We start from the raw sequence: 19,213 nt of genomic DNA on the forward strand, positions 1-19,213 counted from the left end.
TCAAATTTCTATATCACTTTTCTCAGTATTTTTTTCTCTAACACCCACAATCAAAAGCCATAAACAAATCCCTATTTCTCCTATAGAAGCTGGTATACCTACAAAATCTGAAATTATATTTTTACTGTAATCATTAAAAAGTAAACTTCCAAAAAATTCGATTAAGTAGCCAAAACAGCCAATCATTAAAAAAATGCCAAAAAATTTAGGTAAAAAATTAGACTTAAAAACGAGATATCCAAAAGGAAGTAACCAAAGTCCCCAGAATATTTGTGCAATTTGAACACCATCAAAAAAGTAACTAAGATGTAACATAATTTCAGTTTGCAATTGAACCTTATCTAAGCCCTCTAAGAAAGGTTCATTACCTATTAAAGTCAATACAGAAAAATGATGAAGCATTGTTACGAAAGAAATAGGCACGCTAACTACAGCAAACAAAACCATAAGCATTGCATAAGTTTTATTTATATGATGAAGCAATTTATATAAAATCAATGGCAATATTAAAAAACAACTAAAACAAATTATACCGCTTAAAATACCAAATCGAAATAACTGCTCAGATTGAGTTATATTTTCAATTGTTTTTACTGCATTATTCCAAACAATTAGCTTTGAAGGAATGTACATAAGGTTAAATATTCCACTTATTATAAGAATAAAATAAATTAACCCTGCTAGTCTTGCTGTTTTTTTTAGTTTCATTTTGATTTGATAATGATTGATACGTATTGTCTCAATGTGTTTTTGATTTCAAAACCACTATTTATATGATGAACCCAATTGGATCCAAATAAACATTTTTTTTTCTAAAAAAACTAGGTATTGATAAAAAACACAAACTCATTTAGTATGACGATTCATACTCTAATTTGTTACAAAAGAATGAATTAAAAAAAAACTACACTTATTATTAGGTTAACTCTTGATAACAAATACGCCTAGTATATTTGTATATTGAAATCATTATTTAAATCTAATACCACTTTTTCTTCTTAAAATAAATAATCATTCCAAGCAATAACGTAACCATACAACCTAGAATGATAAAATAACCATATTTCCAGTGCAATTCGGGCATATTATCAAAGTTCATTCCGTAAACACCTACAATAAAAGTAAGCGGCATAAAAAAAACGGAAACTACGGTAAGGGTTTTCATTACCTCATTCATTTTATGACTTTGTGCCGAAAAATAGAAACTAGAAGCACTATCAAGAGTGGTCATATCGTATTCAATTTGTTCCAAAAGTTCTAATGATTTTTGATGCAATCGATCAAAAAAACTATAATTTTCCATTTCAATAGCATTAAAAACGTTGTCTTCTTTCATTGATTTTATGGAGTACAACGAATCTCGAAGTGGTATTATAGAACGCTTGAGAAAATTAAAATTATCTCTGTGTTTTTCAATTTGCTCTAAAGTAGTAGGTTTAGCATTTGTCTTAGATAAATTAATCAAAAACTCTACTTTATCTTCTTCGTTTTCAATGGTGATATAAAAATTTTCCATTATGGCATCTAATAAAAGATACAATAAATAATCGGCTTTTTTGGTGCGAACAATACCGGAATGGGTTCTAATTCGCTCCCGTATGTGGGTAAAGAAATCACTCTTTTTTTCTTGAAAAGATACTAAAATTCCTTTTTTTAAGATAAAACTAATTTGCTCTACATGAATATTGTCTGTATTCTCGACAGGTAACAGTGATTTGATATTAAAAAAGAAAACGTCGTGGTATTCGTCAATTTTGGTTCTTTTGGTAGTGTTTAAAATATCACCAAGCATAAAATTATCAATTTCAAGAAAATCTCCAATCTCTTTGATGACAATAGTGTTATTTAATCCGTGTAGATTTAGCCAATTGATTTTATTAAAATCAATATTATTTTTTAATTCTTTATGATTAAAATCTTGACATTCAACCAAATTTTCATTATCATAAACAAAAAGTTGTATATCGGTTTGAATGTTTTTGTGTATTCCAGTGTATTCCAGATAGGTTGGTTGTACTTTCTTACCTGCTTTGTATTTTATTTTTCTCAAAACTGTATCTTTATTTTAGATATTCGTTTATTTTTCAATAATTTTAAGAGCTACCCTTCTATTTTCGGCACGCCCTTCTTCTGTATCATTGGAAGCAATTGAAAATTGATTTCCAAATCCTTCTGCTGTCATTCTATTGGCTTGAACGCCCAATTTTATTAATGCACTTCTAACGGATTGTGCTCTAGCTTCGGAAAGGACTAGATTACTTTCTGGTTTTCCAAGATTATCCGTATAGCTACTAATTTTAATTTTAACTTTAGGAAACGAATTGAGTATACCCGCTAAATTTTTAATTTGATTTTCTGAATCAATTTTAAAATCTGTTTCACGATTGTCAAAATAAACACCATCAAAAATCAACCACCAGCTTGAACCATCCAATGAATTTGAATTGTCTAAAATTAAATCCAACATCTTTTTTTCAAATCCTTTTTCGGGTATGTGTAATATAGCATCACTTGGCAATGTAAAATCTAGAAAATCACCTAATTTTGTAGCATCTTGACCTGTGATTACCTGCGATTGGGTTTCGCTATCTACTACAATTGGTTTATCAATACTACTATTCGTTCCTGAATCTTTTGTTGATGTAACATATTTGAATAGTAATCCAAATACTAAAACAATACTTACTATAATGAATAGTGTTTTGTTTTTGTTAAAAAAAGAATCCGAGTTTATGGCACTTTTAACTTTATTAGTAGTTTCAACTTTAGACTCTATTTCAATTGGTAAAACTATCGAATCTAATTCTTGAACTGGAGCAAAAGTGGTTTCTTCGTTCTTAATTTCTTCAATAATTGTGTTTTCGTTATCGACTTTGTATTTTTGAATGTCTTTTTTAGATATTTCTTTTTTTGAAAAATAAGATAATACTACTAATGAAGTCATTATTAATATTTTATTTGTTGATTGCCGTTTTATAAAGGCTGTACTAGAAATTTCATTTGAAATTATATTTGAGTTTTTATCAAAAAGAAGATCTAATAAATTGATACCTAGATTTGTTGATTCATTACTTTCTACTAATGAATTTGAAGGATTAAATAATATTCCCTCCGAGGAATTCGAAATTTTATCAACTAAAATGTAGATGCTATTAATTATCAAATCATTGCTGGATTTATCAATAATAGCGTTTACCACACATAGAATTGAAAAATCTATGGCTTTTATGACCGAACTCTCAAATTCATCTAGAATTTTACTTGAAGAAGCAGTTACTTCGTGATTAATATATGCTTGTATAGATTTTATTAAAACTGATGGCATTTTGTTTTATTTTTTATAAAATTAAATAATCTTGAGACACGTTTTTCTTAAAAATTTATTTTACAACCTAAAATTTAAAAATAAAATTATATTTTGTAAGATTTAAAATCATAATTGCACCTCAATAACACAAACTTAATAAAATTAAGCTCATTTCTGTTATTTTTTGGTGCATTTTTATGTGCTAATAGCCAAAAAAGTTACTTTTGAATTATGAGAACATTAATTACGAATATCAAGGAATTACTTCAAATTAGAGATTATGAAACTGTAAAGGTTTCGGGAAAAGAAATGAGCATCTTACCTAAAATTGAAAATGCCTTTTTAGTTATTGAAAACAATTTGATTGCAGCATTTGGCAGTATGAGTGATTGTCCAAAAACAATACATGATGTTGAAATTGATGCTAAAGGAAAAACCGTATTACCTACTTGGTGCGACAGTCATACACACATAGTATATGCAGGAAATCGGGAAAAAGAGTTTGTTGATCGAATCAACGGTTTGACTTATGAACAAATTGCAAATCGTGGTGGAGGCATTCTAAATTCAGCCAAAAAGCTAAACGAAACTACTGAAGATAATTTATATCTAGAATCAAAAAAACGTTTGGACGAAGTAATCGCTACTGGAACAGGTGCTATCGAAATAAAATCAGGATATGGCCTCACCGTTGATGGGGAACTAAAAATGCTACGTGTTATCAAGAAACTTAAGGAAAATAACGCTATTACAATTAAATCTACTTTTCTTGGTGCGCATAGTTTTCCTACGGAATTCAAAAATAATCATTCTGGCTATATTGATTTAATTATAAACAAAATGCTACCTACTATAGTTACAGAGGAACTTGCAGATTTTGTTGATGTATTTTTGGAAACTGGTTATTTCTCGATTGAGGAATCTGAGAAAATTATAATAGAAGCAAAAAAAATAGGGTTAATTCCAAAAGTACACGTAAATCAGTTTACCGCAATTAATGGCATTTCATCTTGTGTGAGAATGAATGCCTTATCTGTAGATCATCTTGAAATTGTTACTGATGATGATATTACAGCTTTAAAAAATTCTGAAACTATGCCCGTTGCATTACCGAGTTGTTCCTTTTTCATTGGAATTCCGTATACACCCGCCAGAAAAATTATTGATTCAGGATTACCATTAGCAATCGCTACAGATTACAATCCTGGCACTACCCCATCTGGAAATATGAATTTTGTAGTTTCACTTGCTTGTATCAAAATGAAAATGACGCCCGAAGAGGCCATAAACGCTGCAACTATAAATGGTGCGTTTGCAATGGGATTGTCTAAAACTCACGGAAGTATAACCGTTGGTAAAGTGGCTAATTTAATACTTACCAAACCCCTAAACTCCTATTATGAATTACCCTATTCCTTTGGCAGTAATTTGATTGATTCTGTAATTATTAATGGTCAAATAACATAATTAAATTGAGTATAAAACTGGTTTTAATACCTACTTATCCTTGCTAGACGCATTAATAACATAGGTTTAAAGCATGCGGAAAGTTTATAATAAACCCAAGCTGTTTAACTATTAATTTTTAATTAATTTTTCTGTCTTAACTATGTTATCTGATTTAATTTCAATTAAATATTCTCCTTTAGATAAATCACTACTATCAATTTGAGTTATTTTATTTTGAGGCAAAATAGTTTTTAATAATTTACCCGTTATATCATATATTTTAACAAGCTCGATGTTTTTATCACTTTTAATAGTAAAAGAATTATTGGTTGGATTAGGATATAAAGTCACTCCCGTTTTATTTTCAAAATCATCAACACCCAAAGCATTGAATTGAAAGGTTTTTAAGGACACCCAACCGTTTTTGTGCGCATTTTGTTCTGAATTGGCAAAACTCAATTGTTTTGCGTTGGGTTTCAGTGCGGTTAACGGATTCACAAATCGCATCACAATAGTATAAGTTCCTGTTTGCAGGGTTTGGCTCACCGTAAAATTTTTGACAACAGTTGCGTTGGGTTGTATGGCAGGAATATTCCAGTTGGTCGTACCTAAACTAGTCAATACATTGTCTTTTACCAAGCCCAATTCTACAGCCCAATTGTAGTAAAAAGGTGCCACACCTCTGTTTTCAAGCCTAACATCAATATTAATTTCTCCATTTTGGTACGCATTTAGTTTGATACCATTCACATGAAATGTATAACCAAAACGTTTGTTTTGTATCAATGCATTAGTGTACGTTGTAGAACCTATGGGATCGTCAAAAACACTATGATTGAGCATATAAGTAGCATGCGTGGTATTGACACAGGTTTGAAAATCTTGACCCGAAGGATTGGGTATCGCTTGCCAAATTGCGTTTTGCAAATCTGGAAAAATCTCGCCACCTATGGGGTGATTTTGCCATACTGTACTCACACCAGCACTGATTACTTGTGGCCAAAAATGCCACCCTTCAGGACCTAAAGTCGATTGCATAAAAGAATCATCGTGGTAGCCTACTTGGAGTTCTGAACTGGTGGGAACAGCCGTTTGAGGAGTTCTAATATTGACCTTTGTAGTTGGGAATGCGCTAATAAAATTTTCGAAAATTATTTTCTTGTTGGCATCATTCATTCCCAATTCATTGGATAGTGGATAATTGTGCCATTCGCCCCAAAAGCCAACCAATCCGCCTTGTACAATGCTTATTCTAGGATCGCCATTATAAGTTGCTCCAAAATTTTCTATAAAATTAACCAAAGCATTCATAGTTCGTGGGTCATTATAGTCAGGTGATTTACTCTCATTAGGATCGTTACCATAAATAGTATAATCATTCATCGTGATGCCAGCATCAATTAAAAATTGTGGCGTCGCTATGTTTCTTCCTGGATAATCTACATAAAACCGAACTACTGCTGTATTGCCTCTATTTGCCACTTCTTCTAGCTTGGCTTCAAACGCTGTCCAGTTAAAACTATTGATATTGTTCATCGTATTGCGCAACGGCAAGTAAAAAAACTCCATACTATACGGAAAATTTCGAGTGCCATCATAGCCTGGAATAAGACCTCGAACGGGATTACTGTTTAACCCTGAAACATCATCATTGAATGTTAAATTTTCCCATGTTTGAGCGTTACCAATATTATAAATAAAAATGCAAAATAGTAGTGTAAATTTCAGTCTTTTCATTTGTTGCTTTTTTTATTAAGAATTATATATTAAAAAAATTCAATTATATTTTGTGCTTCTTTGTTTACTAATTTTTGATTTTGTGCCTTTTTTTATTGAGTTTTAGCTTATACAAGCAATGATATTATTACGTTTTTGAAACAAATATAAGAAGCCAAAATGAAATACACCTATCTAAAACAGCTATAATATATTGATTCTTGCCATTATTTTTATAAAATAACATATTGAGAATATTTATTGATGCTATTGTCGTTACTCCTTCGTCGAATTGACAAACATTGTGCTTGTTTTATTCCTGTAAATTCAACAATTAAAGAGTATAACCACTATAAAAAAATTTAAAATTATAGCAAGAGTAAATACCTTATTGCTATAACCGAAAAAAAAAACTTTCCCAAAACCCCAGTAAACAAAAGGTGTTAAATATATCTTAAAAAATAATGGCAGGAATCAATATACGATGACCGTTTTAGATAGACACACTTTGTTTTACTGTTTTAATTTTGGCTTAACAATAACAACCAGATAAGCTTACAAGTTATGCAAACACAAACTACCCACAAACTGCTTTATTACATTTTAGTATGTATTGTAGCCACTTATTTTGTTTTAGCAATAGTATCAATACTAACCTTTTTATAGAAAAGTTTAAAAACAATTTCTAACCATAAAAACTCATAATGACAAAACAAAAAATTCCCCAACCCACCGCTAGTTTTTAAAACCTAAAAACTAGCAAACGAGAAGCCCACAGCGTAACCCGAAAAGCTATAAAAGAGTAGGAAAAAAATTAAATCTAATAATATGAAAATTTTTAAATTAAAATATGTTGTGTTGTCGCTAGTACTCACGACACTAGTATCGTGTTCTAAAGACAGTGTTATAGAAGCCGCAGATAAAGTGGCAATTGCTGAAACAGACGCTTTTGTTTTTGAAGATGGAATAAACAATTATGTTGTTGATGGAGAATTAACCTATGACAGAAAGGTAATTGCTGAAGCTGCAAAAGATGCTTGGAATGTTCATTATGATTATCCTCATAACAAGGTTGTAATTTCAACAAACAAGATTGAACTTGACAAGTATATGAAGTCTAACGTTGAACTTAAAAATGCTTTGTTAGAGAATGACAAAAATGATAAAGCTGAAATTGCAAAAATAAATACTCCACAAGTAATGGCCTCTACATTTTTACCAACAACAGGATTACCATCAGATATTTTATCAGGTTTTGAAGATAAAAACTTAATTGTTAGTTCATACAGACTAGATAATACAAAGTTTTTTAACCAATTTGTAGCTACATCTGATGATGATTTGACTAATAGAAATGTTTATATAAGCGGAGTTGATGTAGTTAATAATATACAATATCCTTTTGAACTTTCTGAAAACGCAAATTATTCATACCTTTTTACTGGTCCATTTAGTTATATAAGAGTAGTAATGATTAATGAAAACTCAACTTCAACACTTACTAAAACATTTTATAAATACAAATATTACGTAGGTCAAAGTATAATTTTTACTGCTCCCGCGCATGGTTATGCTAACCTGACAAATTTAGTGTCATTTGACCCAAAATCATATAAATAATTAATTTAACAATTTAAATCTGCTTATTATGAAAACAAATAAAATCATTATATTTTTTACTTTATTTTTATTTATCAATATATCTACTTTTGCAAATAAAAATATGGAAATATTGGTTAACAAAATGGTAAATAACACAACTGTTATTCAATTGTTTAAAAATAAAATTATTCTATCTTATATGAAAGGTATTGAAATAGATAGCCAAGATGAGAACCAAGATATTTTAAAATACATTTCATCCAAAACTGATGAAGTCAAAAAAGAGAATATATTTTTAAAAGCTAATATTAATAAAGAGTTTCCCGAATATATGAATTTATCAATGTCTGAAAAATCGGAAGTTATTGAGGGTATTTTAAATTCTTCTGTTATAAATGAACATTGGGATTGTATTAAAAGAGAGACTGAACTTTTTGCAATTTTAATGTTACCTAATGCTTTACCTCCAATATTAGTATATTTTGAGAAATGTGTTTTTTCTGCATTATTAGCTGATTTTTTTGGTGATGCTGCTACTGATGGATTCGGTACTCCCCTTGTTCCAGCAGCAGCAACAGCAGAAATGGTTGCTTGTAAATATTTAGCTACTGGTATTTTAACGTATGATGCATTTGTTATTAAAGAATATATTTCTTCACTTTTTAAATGTGCTGGAAATTAATAATCTACTACATCCACTCCTCAAAGTCTCCTGATAGCGCGGATTTGCAATCCGTGCCCACAAAGAGAATAAATTAATTATGCTTACTATGGCACTCGATATAACCGAGTGCCATTTTTAATAATGTGAATAAAAAAATTGTACTTTAGCTCATATTAATAGACGGTATGAAGTATACATTGTTAGTCTTGGGTTTGTTTTTAAAAACCACTTTTATCTTCTCACAAAACGAGTACAAAAAAAGTGTAGATAGTTTGTATGTGATAATAAACGATACAGACAATAATGAAGTTAAAATAAACCATTATAAAGCTCTTTGCGATATTTATAAAGATTATGATTTAGCAGCCTTTAGAACAAGTAATGCGGTGTTGTTTAGTATTGCAAAAAAAGCAAACTCAGCGCAAGGATATGGTTTTTATTATTGTAACCAAAGCAAATTGATTGCTTATACTAATTTACAAGAGGCTATTAACTATGCAGAAAAAGGAAAACAGCAGTTTTATAAAAGTAAAGACTGGAACAATTATATTTATGCCTGTTCACTTATAGGAAACCATTTAAATGCCAATGGAGAGTATGATAAGGGCATACATCTGTTACAAAAAACCCTACCGCTTGCTATAAAAATAGACAGTGACTATTTATCTAATTTATACCATGAATTATCTAAATTATATAGATCTAGCAGAGATGATGTACACGCTATATATTTTGCAAAAAAAGGATTAACGTGCAAAAAACCTTTAAAAAACAAGTATTTGATTTATCATGGCATTGCGGTTATTTATCTAAAAACAGGGCGCTATGACAAAGCTTTAGAATACAATGAGCTGGCTACGAGATTTGCAAAATCGGCAGAGGCAAAATATTCTGCAATGTATAGAAGAGCGGAAATTTTGATTGAAATGAGTCGTTCTAAAGAAGGGTTACCTTTGCTAATAAAATGTTTACGATATTATGAAAAACAAAAAGCTACATTAGATATTCTGGATACCCAATATATGATTGCATCGAGCCATTATAAGCTTGGCAACTATAAAAAAGCAAATTATTATATTGATGAGGTTTTAAAATTTCCTACTTTATTAATTAGAGATAAAATTTATACCTTTTGTCTTAAAGCAAACATTTGTTTAGCCTTAGATGACATTGCAAATGCAAAATTATTTACAGATAAAGCACTGTATTTACTAGACAAAAATGTCACTATTGGTTTAAAAATAGATTTGTTTAATGCTAAAATTGATGTGGAAAAAAGAATAGGGAATTACAAGTTAGCTCTAGAGTATAATGAAAAAATACTAGCAATAAAGGAAATCAATTACAGCAATAATAGTAAAAACAAAATGCATCAACTCGAAGTAGATCTTGGTTTTACAGAAAAAAACAACAGAATAAAAAATTTACAAATTGCACAATTAAAAAAGCAAATGGAAATTACAGAAAAAAATAATTATTTAATTTATATTTCTATTACGCTAGTCATGGCAATATTGTCGTTGCTTTTTTATATAAAAAATTATAGAACTATCAAGAAAAAAAACTTTATTATTGAAAAGGAAAAGTTAGTTACAAAAAAATCACTCGCTGAAAAAGAAACCCTACTCAAAGAAATTCACCATCGTGTTAAAAATAATTTACAACTGGTAATGAGCTTGTTGTATATTCAATCTAAAAGCAAGAAGGATAATATGGAAGACTTTATAGAGGTGAGTAATTCCAGAATTATGGCGATGTCGCTGATACATGAAAATTTATATCAAGTAAACGATTTGAGTAGTGTTGATTTTAAAGAATACATTGCTACACTTGTTCAATCGCTAGCCCAAACCTATCATAAACCAGATCAATTAGTAGCACTGCGTCAAGAAGTGACTAGCCTCTATATTGATATTCAAACCGCTGTACCGCTCGGGCTTATTATTAATGAACTTGTTAGTAATGCCTACAAACATGCATTTAGAAATACAAACAACGGTATTATTACGTTACAATTGTTTGAAAGTGGTGATGCTTATGAGCTTATTATCAAAGACAATGGTATTGGCATACCAGAGAATAAAGAAACAACAAAATCACTAGGATTAGTCCTCGTTGCACAACTTGTTCAACAAATTAGTGGTGTATTGGAAATTCAAAATAAGAACGGAATGCAATTTAAAATCAAATTTCAAAATTTAAAAGCATGAATAGTAAAATACTCATAGTCGAAGATGAAGTTATCATTGCAATGCATATTCAATCCATACTGGAAGAGGCAAATTACGAAGTAATTTCGAACATAAGTTCGGTAGAAGTAGCAATAAGTGCTATTGAAACCGCTTCGCCAGATTTAGTCCTTATTGATATTAACTTAAATAAAAATAAAGATGGTGTAGATTTAGGCCGTTATTTACTCGAAAAAAATAGCATTCCATATATTTATATTACTTCCTATTCAGACAAAACAACACTAGATAGAGTAAACGAAACACGCCCTTTTGGTTATATTGTTAAACCCTTTAGACCTTTAGATTTGATTACAACTATTTCTGTGGTGTTAAACAATTACAAACATCGCAAAATAGACCCTTTGCGAGAAGAAAATGAAACTCCAGATAGCATACCTTTTAAAATGAGAACGATTATTAATTATATTAATGACAATCTGGACAGAAAAATAGAAATTGAGGAATTGATTAAACTATCAAATTGGAAAGCACGTCATTTTTCAAGACTTTTTCAAGACTACCTGAAAGTTTCACCTTACCAATATATTTTGTCAAGAAAAATAAGTAAAGCAAAATCACTTATAGAAGAAACCACAATTCCTATTAATGAAATTGCATTCGATTTAGGTTTTAAAAGTTACAGTAATTTTTGCAATGCTTTCAAGAAAGCTATTGACGACACTCCCGAAAATTGCAGAAAAAAGAAATAAACCACTAAGGACAGGAAGTCTATGATTTGGTTTTGCAGACTGAAAGTATGCTAGGTGAAAAGCGTATTTAACAATAATTTCAATGATTTACACAAATCAATTCGTGAAAATTCGTGAAATTCGTGGCAAAGTTTTTAAAACCTGTAAGGGAAATGCACTAAAAGTGCATAGTTTTACCTATTTTTGAGACCAATAAAAAAATATTTTCAATAGAATTTTTCTTGTTCTATAGTCTTGGATGAAGCTAAAGGAATTTTTTTTTATGGGATAGTCTCCATTTTTTATTAGGCAATACTAATTTTATAAAATATAAAAAAATCTTTCAAAAACTAGTCTCAAAAGATTTTTACCAAACCAAACAAACCCAATATTATCTTAGAACAAAACTTGTTTTTAAAGCAAGGTTTTCTTTATCAAAAATATTAACAAAATACATTCCTTTTTCAGGATTTTGAATTTCAAGATCAGAAGATACTTCCAGATTTTCATTTTCGAACTCAAATGTAGAAGAGTAGCTGTAGTCTAAAATCATTGGACCAAATTTCACAGATCGCTTCTCGCCTATTACATTATTATTACTATCAATTATTTGAACGTAATATTGCTTTTGGCACGATTTTGCTAATTTATTTCCAACCACCATAAAGCTAACCTTTAAGGCATTCACCTTACTGGCTTTGTCGGTTGCAAAAGAGCCAGATAGTCCGTTTTTTAGTGTTTCCGTTTTTAAGTTTACTAAGGATATTTTAGAACTCTTAATAATTTTTCTGCTCATATCATTATTTTGAGCTTTTAATTCATCAAATGACTTTTTAGAATTTTCAAGCACATAAGTTGTACTATCCTGTTTCCGTTTTAATGAATGATAATTACTTGCAATTTCAAGTTTCTCTTTTTTTAGAACGGACACTTGTTTTCTTAATTTAACAACTTCATTTCTATAGATAGCCAATTGTTCTATTGATGTACTAGAACTATTTACTTCATTTATCAAATTAACAATTTTTTGTTGCTCTACTAATAAATCTGTTTTAATAGATGTATTTTCATTAATAACTATACTTAAAGAATCTTTAGATTTTGTAAGACTTAAAATCAAAACTTGTTTTTCAAGTTTAAGTTTCTTTTCAGTATCTTTTATATTTTTAAAAATCACTAATGATAATCCTAATATACTTACTAAAGATATACCTAGTATCAAATTCGATATTTTGTATGTTTTGATGTGAGTAAAATTTTTCATAATTTTTAAATTAATTGTTTTGACATTTCAAACTTATAATTAAGTTTCTAAATAAAAAACGAAAAATCGTTTTTTTTTCACGCAAAGCATTGATTTCATTATATTTGTGACTTACTAATAACTAATTTTAATGAGTTAATCATCTTACTATTTTTTGTTATATGTAAGAAAAAACTTTCTTATAGAAAAGACTTATAAATTCAAAAATGAGAAAGAAAGTATTATTATTTTAATACAAAACTTGTTTTTAACGTTAGATTATCCTTGTCAAAAATATTTACAAAATAAGTTCCTTTTTCAACATTCGATAATTCGACATCAGTAGTCACCTCTAAATTTTCTTTTTCATACTTAAAGGTAGAAGAATAACTGTAGTCTAAAATCATTGGTCCAAATTTTATAGAACGCCTTTCGCCTATTACATTATTATTATTATCAATTATTTGAACATAATATTCTTTGTCACAGGGCTTGGCTAGCTTATTTCCTAATACCATAAAACTAATTTTCAGAACATTAACGCGAGCCGCTTTATTTGTAGCAAATGAACCTGACAAACCTTGTCGCAAAGTTTCGGTTTTGAGTCCAACCATTGATATTTTAGAACTTTTTAAAATCATTCTATTCATATCATTATTTTTGGCCTCTAAGTTTTCATTCTTTTTTACAGAATTCTCAAGCACATAGGAAGTGCTGTCTTGTTTCGCTTTTAGTGCTTGGTATTTTTGAGCTAATTGATATTTTTCTTTTTTAAGAACAACTATTTGACGTCTCAAGTTTGTAACTTCAACTTTAAATTTGTTCAGTTCTTCAAGATCAAGATTTGCATTGCTTACTTCTTCGATAAGATTCATAACTCTTTGTTGTTCTACCAACAGTTCCCTTTTTATAGAAGAGTTTTCAGTAATTACTTTACTCAAAGAATCTCGTGATTTAACAAGATTATCGATCATAAGTTGCTTTTCGGTCTTCAGATTGTTTTCATTTTGCCTTATACTTTTAAAATACAGTAGTGAAAATCCTAAAGTTACAATTAATGAAATTCCAAAAAACAGAGTTCCGATTTTGAATATTGAGTTATTTTTGCTTGTTGCCATAGTAAATAAATTAATGGTTTAACAATCTTAATATCACTAAATTATACACTATAAATGTAAATTTGACTGAAAAATCACTATATTTTAGTAATAATGCATCAATTTAGCTGTATTTAGTTATAATCTCTTAACTAATTTTAATGAGAAGTCATAAAAAAAAGCACCTCAATTGAAGTGCTTTTTTATAAATGAAAAAGTTAATTATTTCAATACAAAGCTTGTTTTTGAAACTAATTCCGTTTTATCATATATGTTTACATAATAATTGCCTTGCTTAATATCGTTTACCATTAAGTCTTGGCTTATTCGAAGTGTTTTATTTTCATACTTAATATTTTTAACAAAACTATATATCAAGTTTTTACCACCAAAAATTTCAGTTTTTTTGTCACCCAAAACATTATTTTTACTGTCAATAATCTGAATGTAGTAATTTTTATCTCCAGATTTTGCAATAGTATTTTCGGCTATCATAAAACTTACTTTTAATATATCAGCGCGACTAGCCTTTTCCGTAACGGTTTGTTTTCCGGAACTACTTTGTTTTATTGCAAAGGCTTCCAGATTAAGAAGGGAGAGTTTTGATGCTTTTTCAATTTTTTTTGTAAGATTGTTATTTTGCATAACTAAAGTATCATTTTTAGTTTTAAACTTAACAATAACTACGCTAGCACTATCTCTTTCTACTTTCAAAAGTTGATTCTGTTTTTTAAGAATAGCAACTTCTTTCATCAAAACAGCAACATTATTTTTTAATTTATAGGAATCGCCTTTAAATTTAGTAATTTCAGAAATATCGTTTTTGGCTTTTTTAACTTCTTGAATTAGTTTTTCAACTCTATTTCTTTCAACAACCAGTTCTTTTGATAACGAAGTATTGGAATATATGGCACTATTTAATGAATCTCTTGCAACAAATAAGTCTTTTAGAGTAGCATCTTTCTCACTTATTAAGATTTTCTCGACATATTGTGCATCATTTATTAAATTATAAATATACCCAAGACTCCCTAAAAGCAATAATGTCATAACAACAATTATTGCTTTAAAGCCTGAATTTGTATTTTCTTTTTCCATCAATTATAAATTTAACTAATTTTATTTGTAGAGTTTTGGGAAACTAGTCCCGCAAGTTAATATAAAAATACTATTTTTGGATATCATAATTTAAAAAATGGAAAATTTAATCCGATTTAAACAATCAAATTTAGCTAAAATCACAAATTTTAGGAACGGTGAAGTCAAGTTTGGTGAAAAAATGATAACCATTCCAAATGATGCAAATGTTATTGATTTTATATCAAATTCTGAGGCCAAATATGTTGTATTAGGCATTCCTGAAGACATAGGTATTCGAGCAAATTTAGGTCGATCTGGAGCAAATACAGCTTGGGAAAGTGCTATTGAAAGTATAGCAAACATTCAGCATAATCGCTTTTGCAAAGGAAGTACAATACTCGTTTTAGGTCAAGTTGATGTTTCTCAAGAAATGGAAAAAGCATTACTTCTTGACCAAAACAATACTGACGATCGAAAAGCACTTTTCAAAATTGTTGAACAAATAGATAAGGAAGTTTCTCATATAATATTCTCTGTAGTCAAGGCTGGTAAAATTCCCATCATAATTGGAGGAGGACATAATAATGCTTACGGAAATATCAAAGGAACTGCTTTAGCAAAAGGAAAAGCTATAAACGCTATAAATTTTGACGCACATTCTGATTTTAGAATTCTTGAAGGCAGACATAGTGGAAATGGTTTTTCGTATGCTTTTGAAGAAGGATTTCTCAAAAATTATTTTATTTATGGATTACATGAGAGTTATACCTCAAAGAGTGTTTTGGATACTTTAAAGAAAATTGAAGATCGAGTTCGATACAATACCTATGATGAAATAAAAATTAGATATCAAAAAAATTTTAATCAAGAAATGTTTCAAGCATTAGAATTTATAAAAAATGAATTTTATGGAATTGAAATTGATTTAGATGCTATTCCTAATATTGCATCAAGTGCAATGACTTTAAGTGGTTTCTCTGTTGAAGAATTAAGACAATTTGTTAATTATTTTAGCCAAAATCAAAACGCAGCCTATTTACACATTTGTGAGGGTGCACCATCTCTAGGTGAAGAAAAAAACAATCATTTAATTGGGAAACTTATTGGATATTTAATAACCGATTTTATAAAAGGAAATTCTTTGGTTTAACCAAACAAGGTTTGCAAGAAAAACCATTTCTTAATTGACAAATAAGCTATCTTTGTACAAATTATAAAATATGTTATTCGAAGATTTATCATTATCAAAAAGTATACAAAGAGCTGTTTTTGAAGAAGGTTACACTAGCCCAACTCCAATTCAAGAGCAAGCAATTCCAATTATATTAGCAGGACAAGATTTAATAGGTTGTGCGCAAACAGGCACAGGAAAAACTGCAGCATTTGCAATTCCAATTATCCATCAATTGCATCGTATTATTGGGTCTTCAAAAAAAGAAAAATTAATACGAACACTCGTTGTAACACCCACCAGAGAACTAGCCGTTCAAATTGGAGAAAGTTTTGATACTTACGGAAAATATACCAATTTGAAACAGCTAACCATATTTGGAGGGGTTTCACAAAACCCACAAGTAGACCAATTAAAAAGTGGTGTTGATATTCTAATTGCAACACCAGGAAGATTATTAGATTTGCACAAACAAGGTTTTTTAAATTTAGATCATTTACATCATTTGGTTCTTGATGAAGCAGATCAAATGCTAGATATGGGCTTTATAAATGATGTCAAAAAAATTGTCAAATTGACACCAAATAATCGCCAAACCCTACTTTTTTCTGCAACAATGCCCATCACCATTCGAGAACTCGCAGAAATGTTCCTTACAGATCCAGCAACAGTTCAAGTTTCGCCAGTATCATCAACTATCGACACCGTTGATCAACGATTGTATTATGTAGATAAAGCCGATAAACGACAACTATTATATCATATTATTAAAGAAGAAAATTTAAGTAATATATTGGTTTTTTCGAGAACAAAACATGGAGCTGACAATGTAGCAAAAGCGTTAAAAAAACAAGGGTTAAATGCCGAAGCTATTCACGGAGACAAATCTCAAAATGCAAGACAAAGAGCATTAGATAACTTTAAAAATAAAGCTTGTGATATACTTGTAGCAACTGATATAGCTGCGAGAGGAATTGATATTGAACTATTACCATTCGTGATTAATTTTGACTTGCCGAATATTCCAGAAACATACGTGCATCGCATTGGACGGACAGGGCGTGCAGGAAATGGTGGTATTGCAATTTCTTTTTGCGGAAAAGATGAGGAAGGGTATTGGAAAGATATAATAAAGCTAACTAAAGCTAAAGTTACAACCATTGACAATCATCCTTTTCCTTGGAAAAGTAGTTCATCCGAAACTTTAAAACCAGAAAATAGTTCAAATCGTGGTGGAGAAAGACAAAAATCATCTAGAAAGTCTGACAATTCTAAGAAGAATAAAAAACGTTGGTATTAAAAAAAAAAAAAAAATGCTTTAGTTGGGGAACTAAAGCATTTTTTAACAATTAAATAAACAACTAAAAAAACTATCTCAATAAACGAATACGTATCGTTTCTTATTTAGAACATACTATTGAATTTATCTTTTTATAATTTCAACACTGTAAATATGACTCTAATTCGATTAACCACAAAATAAAATCGATAAAACACATTTATTTTTATTTATTATAAATAATAACCTACAATTAAGGCGATAATCTTTGAAGAATCCAAACTGATTCGAGGTTCAATTTGTATCGCATTCGATCATGTAATCTATTAGGTCTACCTTGCCAAAATTCAATTTCTTGAGGCACAACAATATAACCACCCCAATTTTCAGGTCTTGATATTTCAGAATTAGCTAATTGAAGTTCTAATTCAGCCAATTTTTGTTCTAAAATGTCTCTTGATTCAATAACCTCACTTTGGTTAGAAACTATAGCACCTAGTTGACTTCCTTTAGGTCTTGAAGAAAAATAATTGTCTGAAATTTCTGAATCAATTTTTGATGCCCTTCCTTTAATAATTACTTGCCGCTCAAGAGAATTCCAAAAAAAAGACAAACAAACATTTGGATTGTTTTCAATTGCCTTGCCCTTCTCGGAACTATAATTTGTAAAAAAAGTAAAACCCTCCTCATTGTATTCCTTCAACAAGACGACACGTGATTTTGGAAAACCATCAAGACCAATCGTTGCAATTGTCATTGCATTTACTTCATCAATAGATTCTGAAGCTTCTGCTTCTTTAAACCAAGTAGCGAACAATTCATAAGGGTTATTAGAAATATAAATTTCTAATAACTCACTCCTATCATATGATTTTCTGTAATTACTTAAATCAGCCATTTTTTAGTTCTTAAAATTATGTATACTATATAACATTGAGCTTCCTAATTATTTAAAATTTATTAAGATACAAAGTTAAGCACTTAATCTATTTATATGAAACGAAATTTAAAAATTCCATATTATATAAATACTTCTTAAAATTTATCATCCTAAAATTTAAATAAAGAATTGATAACTATATTTTTTAAATATTGGCGTGCCTCTCACTCGTTCCTCGTTCAAGTCGGGCTATGCGCTTCTAGTCCTCGCACTTCGTTCCTCAGGCTGTGGGCTATCGCTTCTATCCCTCACGCGAACTGGCGAAACAATCCTACTCAAGAGAAAACGCCAACCCTAAAACACCTTAATTTTACATAACAAAAAACCTATCCAACTAAACCACTCTATAGACTGAAAGTCCATAGATTTGATTTTGCAGACTGAAAGTCTGCCATAGTGTGATTTGGTTTAACACAAATTTCACGAATTCATACAAATTAATTCGTGAAAATTAGTGAAATTCGTGTTTAAATTTTTAGAACCTGAAAGGTAAATGCACTAAGGTGCATAGTTTTAAACTATACATAAGACCAATAAAGGAATAGGGTACTTCAAAACAAAGGTAACAAACCGAGCTGTTAGGCGAACACGTCGATCCTAATAAAAACAAAAAAGCCCTATCCGTTTGGATAGGGTTTTTCAAAAGAAAGGCGACGACATACTCTCCCACAAAATTGCAGTACCATCTGCGCAGGCGGGCTTAACTTCTCTGTTCGAGATGGGAAGAGGTGAGCCCCGCCGCAAT

The 19,213-nt window shown here is 29.8% G+C and carries 15 protein-coding genes and 1 rRNA gene; 7 read left to right on the forward strand and 9 right to left on the reverse strand.

Translation table 11 applies throughout. The features are described 5' to 3' along the window. From RMO70_RS12415 to RMO70_RS12425, 3 genes are all read right to left on the reverse strand, one after another. Entirely contained in the window at positions 1-708 is a 708-nt protein-coding gene (locus tag RMO70_RS12415; RefSeq protein WP_310556755.1) for a DUF4386 domain-containing protein, read from the reverse strand. 271 nt (positions 709-979) lie between these two features. Next, positions 980-2,050 carry a magnesium/cobalt transporter CorA gene (corA, locus tag RMO70_RS12420; protein WP_310556756.1) on the reverse strand — a complete coding sequence of 357 codons (1,071 nt, stop codon included), beginning with the start codon at positions 2,048-2,050 and terminating at the stop codon, positions 980-982. Between the two features lie 27 nt (positions 2,051-2,077). Beyond that, positions 2,078-3,325 carry an OmpA family protein gene (locus tag RMO70_RS12425; RefSeq protein ID WP_310556757.1) on the reverse strand — a complete coding sequence of 416 codons (1,248 nt, stop codon included), beginning with the start codon at positions 3,323-3,325 and terminating at the stop codon, positions 2,078-2,080. A 213-nt stretch (positions 3,326-3,538) separates the two neighbouring features. Between RMO70_RS12425 and hutI the strand changes: the two genes are divergently transcribed. After that, positions 3,539-4,774, forward strand: coding sequence for an imidazolonepropionase (gene hutI / locus RMO70_RS12430; protein WP_310556758.1), 1,236 nt, complete (start codon positions 3,539-3,541; stop codon positions 4,772-4,774). 111 nt (positions 4,775-4,885) lie between these two features. Here hutI and RMO70_RS12435 read toward each other — a convergent pair whose 3' ends face one another. Further along, positions 4,886-6,493, reverse strand: a complete 1,608-nt coding sequence (locus RMO70_RS12435) for a T9SS type A sorting domain-containing protein (RefSeq protein WP_310556759.1) — start codon at positions 6,491-6,493, stop codon at positions 4,886-4,888. Positions 6,494-7,300: 807 nt separating this feature from the next. Here RMO70_RS12435 and RMO70_RS12440 point away from each other — a divergent pair. The 4 genes from RMO70_RS12440 (at position 7,301) to RMO70_RS12455 (ending at position 11,679) form a co-directional block, all read left to right on the forward strand. After that, the gene (locus RMO70_RS12440; RefSeq protein ID WP_310556760.1) at positions 7,301-8,092 is read left to right on the forward strand and encodes a hypothetical protein; all 792 of its coding nucleotides are present in this window, start codon (positions 7,301-7,303) and stop codon (positions 8,090-8,092) included. A gap of 28 nt (positions 8,093-8,120) precedes the next feature. After that, complete coding sequence (locus RMO70_RS12445; RefSeq protein ID WP_310556761.1) at positions 8,121-8,756, forward strand: hypothetical protein; 636 nt, start codon at positions 8,121-8,123, stop codon at positions 8,754-8,756. Positions 8,757-8,923: 167 nt separating this feature from the next. Beyond that, positions 8,924-10,948 (forward strand): sensor histidine kinase, encoded by a 2,025-nt coding sequence (locus RMO70_RS12450; protein WP_310556762.1) that lies wholly within the window; start codon positions 8,924-8,926, stop codon positions 10,946-10,948. Continuing rightward, entirely contained in the window at positions 10,945-11,679 is a 735-nt protein-coding gene (locus RMO70_RS12455) for a response regulator transcription factor (RefSeq protein WP_310556763.1), read from the forward strand. Before RMO70_RS12450 ends, RMO70_RS12455 begins: the two co-directional genes overlap by 4 nt. A gap of 370 nt (positions 11,680-12,049) precedes the next feature. Here RMO70_RS12455 and RMO70_RS12460 read toward each other — a convergent pair whose 3' ends face one another. From RMO70_RS12460 to RMO70_RS12470, 3 genes are all read right to left on the reverse strand, one after another. Further along, positions 12,050-12,922: a hypothetical protein gene (locus RMO70_RS12460; protein WP_310556764.1), complete on the reverse strand. Its 873-nt coding sequence runs from the start codon at positions 12,920-12,922 to the stop codon at positions 12,050-12,052. A gap of 224 nt (positions 12,923-13,146) precedes the next feature. Then, a complete protein-coding gene (locus tag RMO70_RS12465; protein WP_310556765.1) occupies positions 13,147-14,019 on the reverse strand; it encodes a hypothetical protein in 873 nt (290 codons plus the stop codon). 201 nt (positions 14,020-14,220) lie between these two features. After that, positions 14,221-15,096, reverse strand: a complete 876-nt coding sequence (locus RMO70_RS12470) for a hypothetical protein (RefSeq protein ID WP_310556766.1) — start codon at positions 15,094-15,096, stop codon at positions 14,221-14,223. A 97-nt stretch (positions 15,097-15,193) separates the two neighbouring features. On the opposite strand from RMO70_RS12470, the gene RMO70_RS12475 reads away from it, so the two are divergent. Both RMO70_RS12475 and RMO70_RS12480 read left to right on the forward strand, forming a co-directional pair. Then, positions 15,194-16,228: a formimidoylglutamase gene (locus tag RMO70_RS12475; RefSeq protein WP_310556767.1), complete on the forward strand. Its 1,035-nt coding sequence runs from the start codon at positions 15,194-15,196 to the stop codon at positions 16,226-16,228. Between the two features lie 70 nt (positions 16,229-16,298). Beyond that, a complete protein-coding gene (locus tag RMO70_RS12480) occupies positions 16,299-17,549 on the forward strand; it encodes a DEAD/DEAH box helicase (RefSeq protein ID WP_310556768.1) in 1,251 nt (416 codons plus the stop codon). 232 nt (positions 17,550-17,781) lie between these two features. Here the strand turns inward: RMO70_RS12480 and pdxH are convergent, their stop codons facing one another. Together pdxH and rrf are read right to left on the reverse strand one after the other, a co-directional pair. Next, positions 17,782-18,426, reverse strand: coding sequence for a pyridoxamine 5'-phosphate oxidase (pdxH, locus tag RMO70_RS12485; protein WP_310556769.1), 645 nt, complete (start codon positions 18,424-18,426; stop codon positions 17,782-17,784). Between the two features lie 687 nt (positions 18,427-19,113). Further along, positions 19,114-19,213 (reverse strand): 5S ribosomal RNA (gene rrf, locus RMO70_RS12490); the annotation flags it as partial.

Origin of the sequence: Flavobacterium sp., assembly GCF_031422135.1 — a bacterium.
Lineage (GTDB): Bacteria > Bacteroidota > Bacteroidia > Flavobacteriales > Flavobacteriaceae > Flavobacterium.

Bases quoted from the DNA above. Each gene is read 5' to 3' on its own strand.
- RMO70_RS12415 (WP_310556755.1), bottom strand. From the start codon at position 708: ATGAAACTAAAAAAAACAGCAAGACTAGCAGGGTTAATTTATTTTATT.
- RMO70_RS12475 (WP_310556767.1), top strand. From the start codon at position 15,194: ATGGAAAATTTAATCCGATTTAAACAATCAAATTTAGCTAAAATCACA.
- RMO70_RS12480 (WP_310556768.1), top strand. From the start codon at position 16,299: ATGTTATTCGAAGATTTATCATTATCAAAAAGTATACAAAGAGCTGTT.
- hutI (WP_310556758.1), top strand. From the start codon at position 3,539: ATGAGAACATTAATTACGAATATCAAGGAATTACTTCAAATTAGAGAT.
- RMO70_RS12440 (WP_310556760.1), top strand. From the start codon at position 7,301: ATGAAAATTTTTAAATTAAAATATGTTGTGTTGTCGCTAGTACTCACG.
- RMO70_RS12455 (WP_310556763.1), top strand. From the start codon at position 10,945: ATGAATAGTAAAATACTCATAGTCGAAGATGAAGTTATCATTGCAATG.
- pdxH (WP_310556769.1), bottom strand. From the start codon at position 18,426: ATGGCTGATTTAAGTAATTACAGAAAATCATATGATAGGAGTGAGTTA.
- RMO70_RS12435 (WP_310556759.1), bottom strand. From the start codon at position 6,493: ATGAAAAGACTGAAATTTACACTACTATTTTGCATTTTTATTTATAAT.
- RMO70_RS12425 (WP_310556757.1), bottom strand. From the start codon at position 3,325: ATGCCATCAGTTTTAATAAAATCTATACAAGCATATATTAATCACGAA.
- RMO70_RS12465 (WP_310556765.1), bottom strand. From the start codon at position 14,019: ATGGCAACAAGCAAAAATAACTCAATATTCAAAATCGGAACTCTGTTT.
- RMO70_RS12470 (WP_310556766.1), bottom strand. From the start codon at position 15,096: ATGGAAAAAGAAAATACAAATTCAGGCTTTAAAGCAATAATTGTTGTT.
- RMO70_RS12445 (WP_310556761.1), top strand. From the start codon at position 8,121: ATGAAAACAAATAAAATCATTATATTTTTTACTTTATTTTTATTTATC.
- RMO70_RS12450 (WP_310556762.1), top strand. From the start codon at position 8,924: ATGAAGTATACATTGTTAGTCTTGGGTTTGTTTTTAAAAACCACTTTT.
- RMO70_RS12460 (WP_310556764.1), bottom strand. From the start codon at position 12,922: ATGAAAAATTTTACTCACATCAAAACATACAAAATATCGAATTTGATA.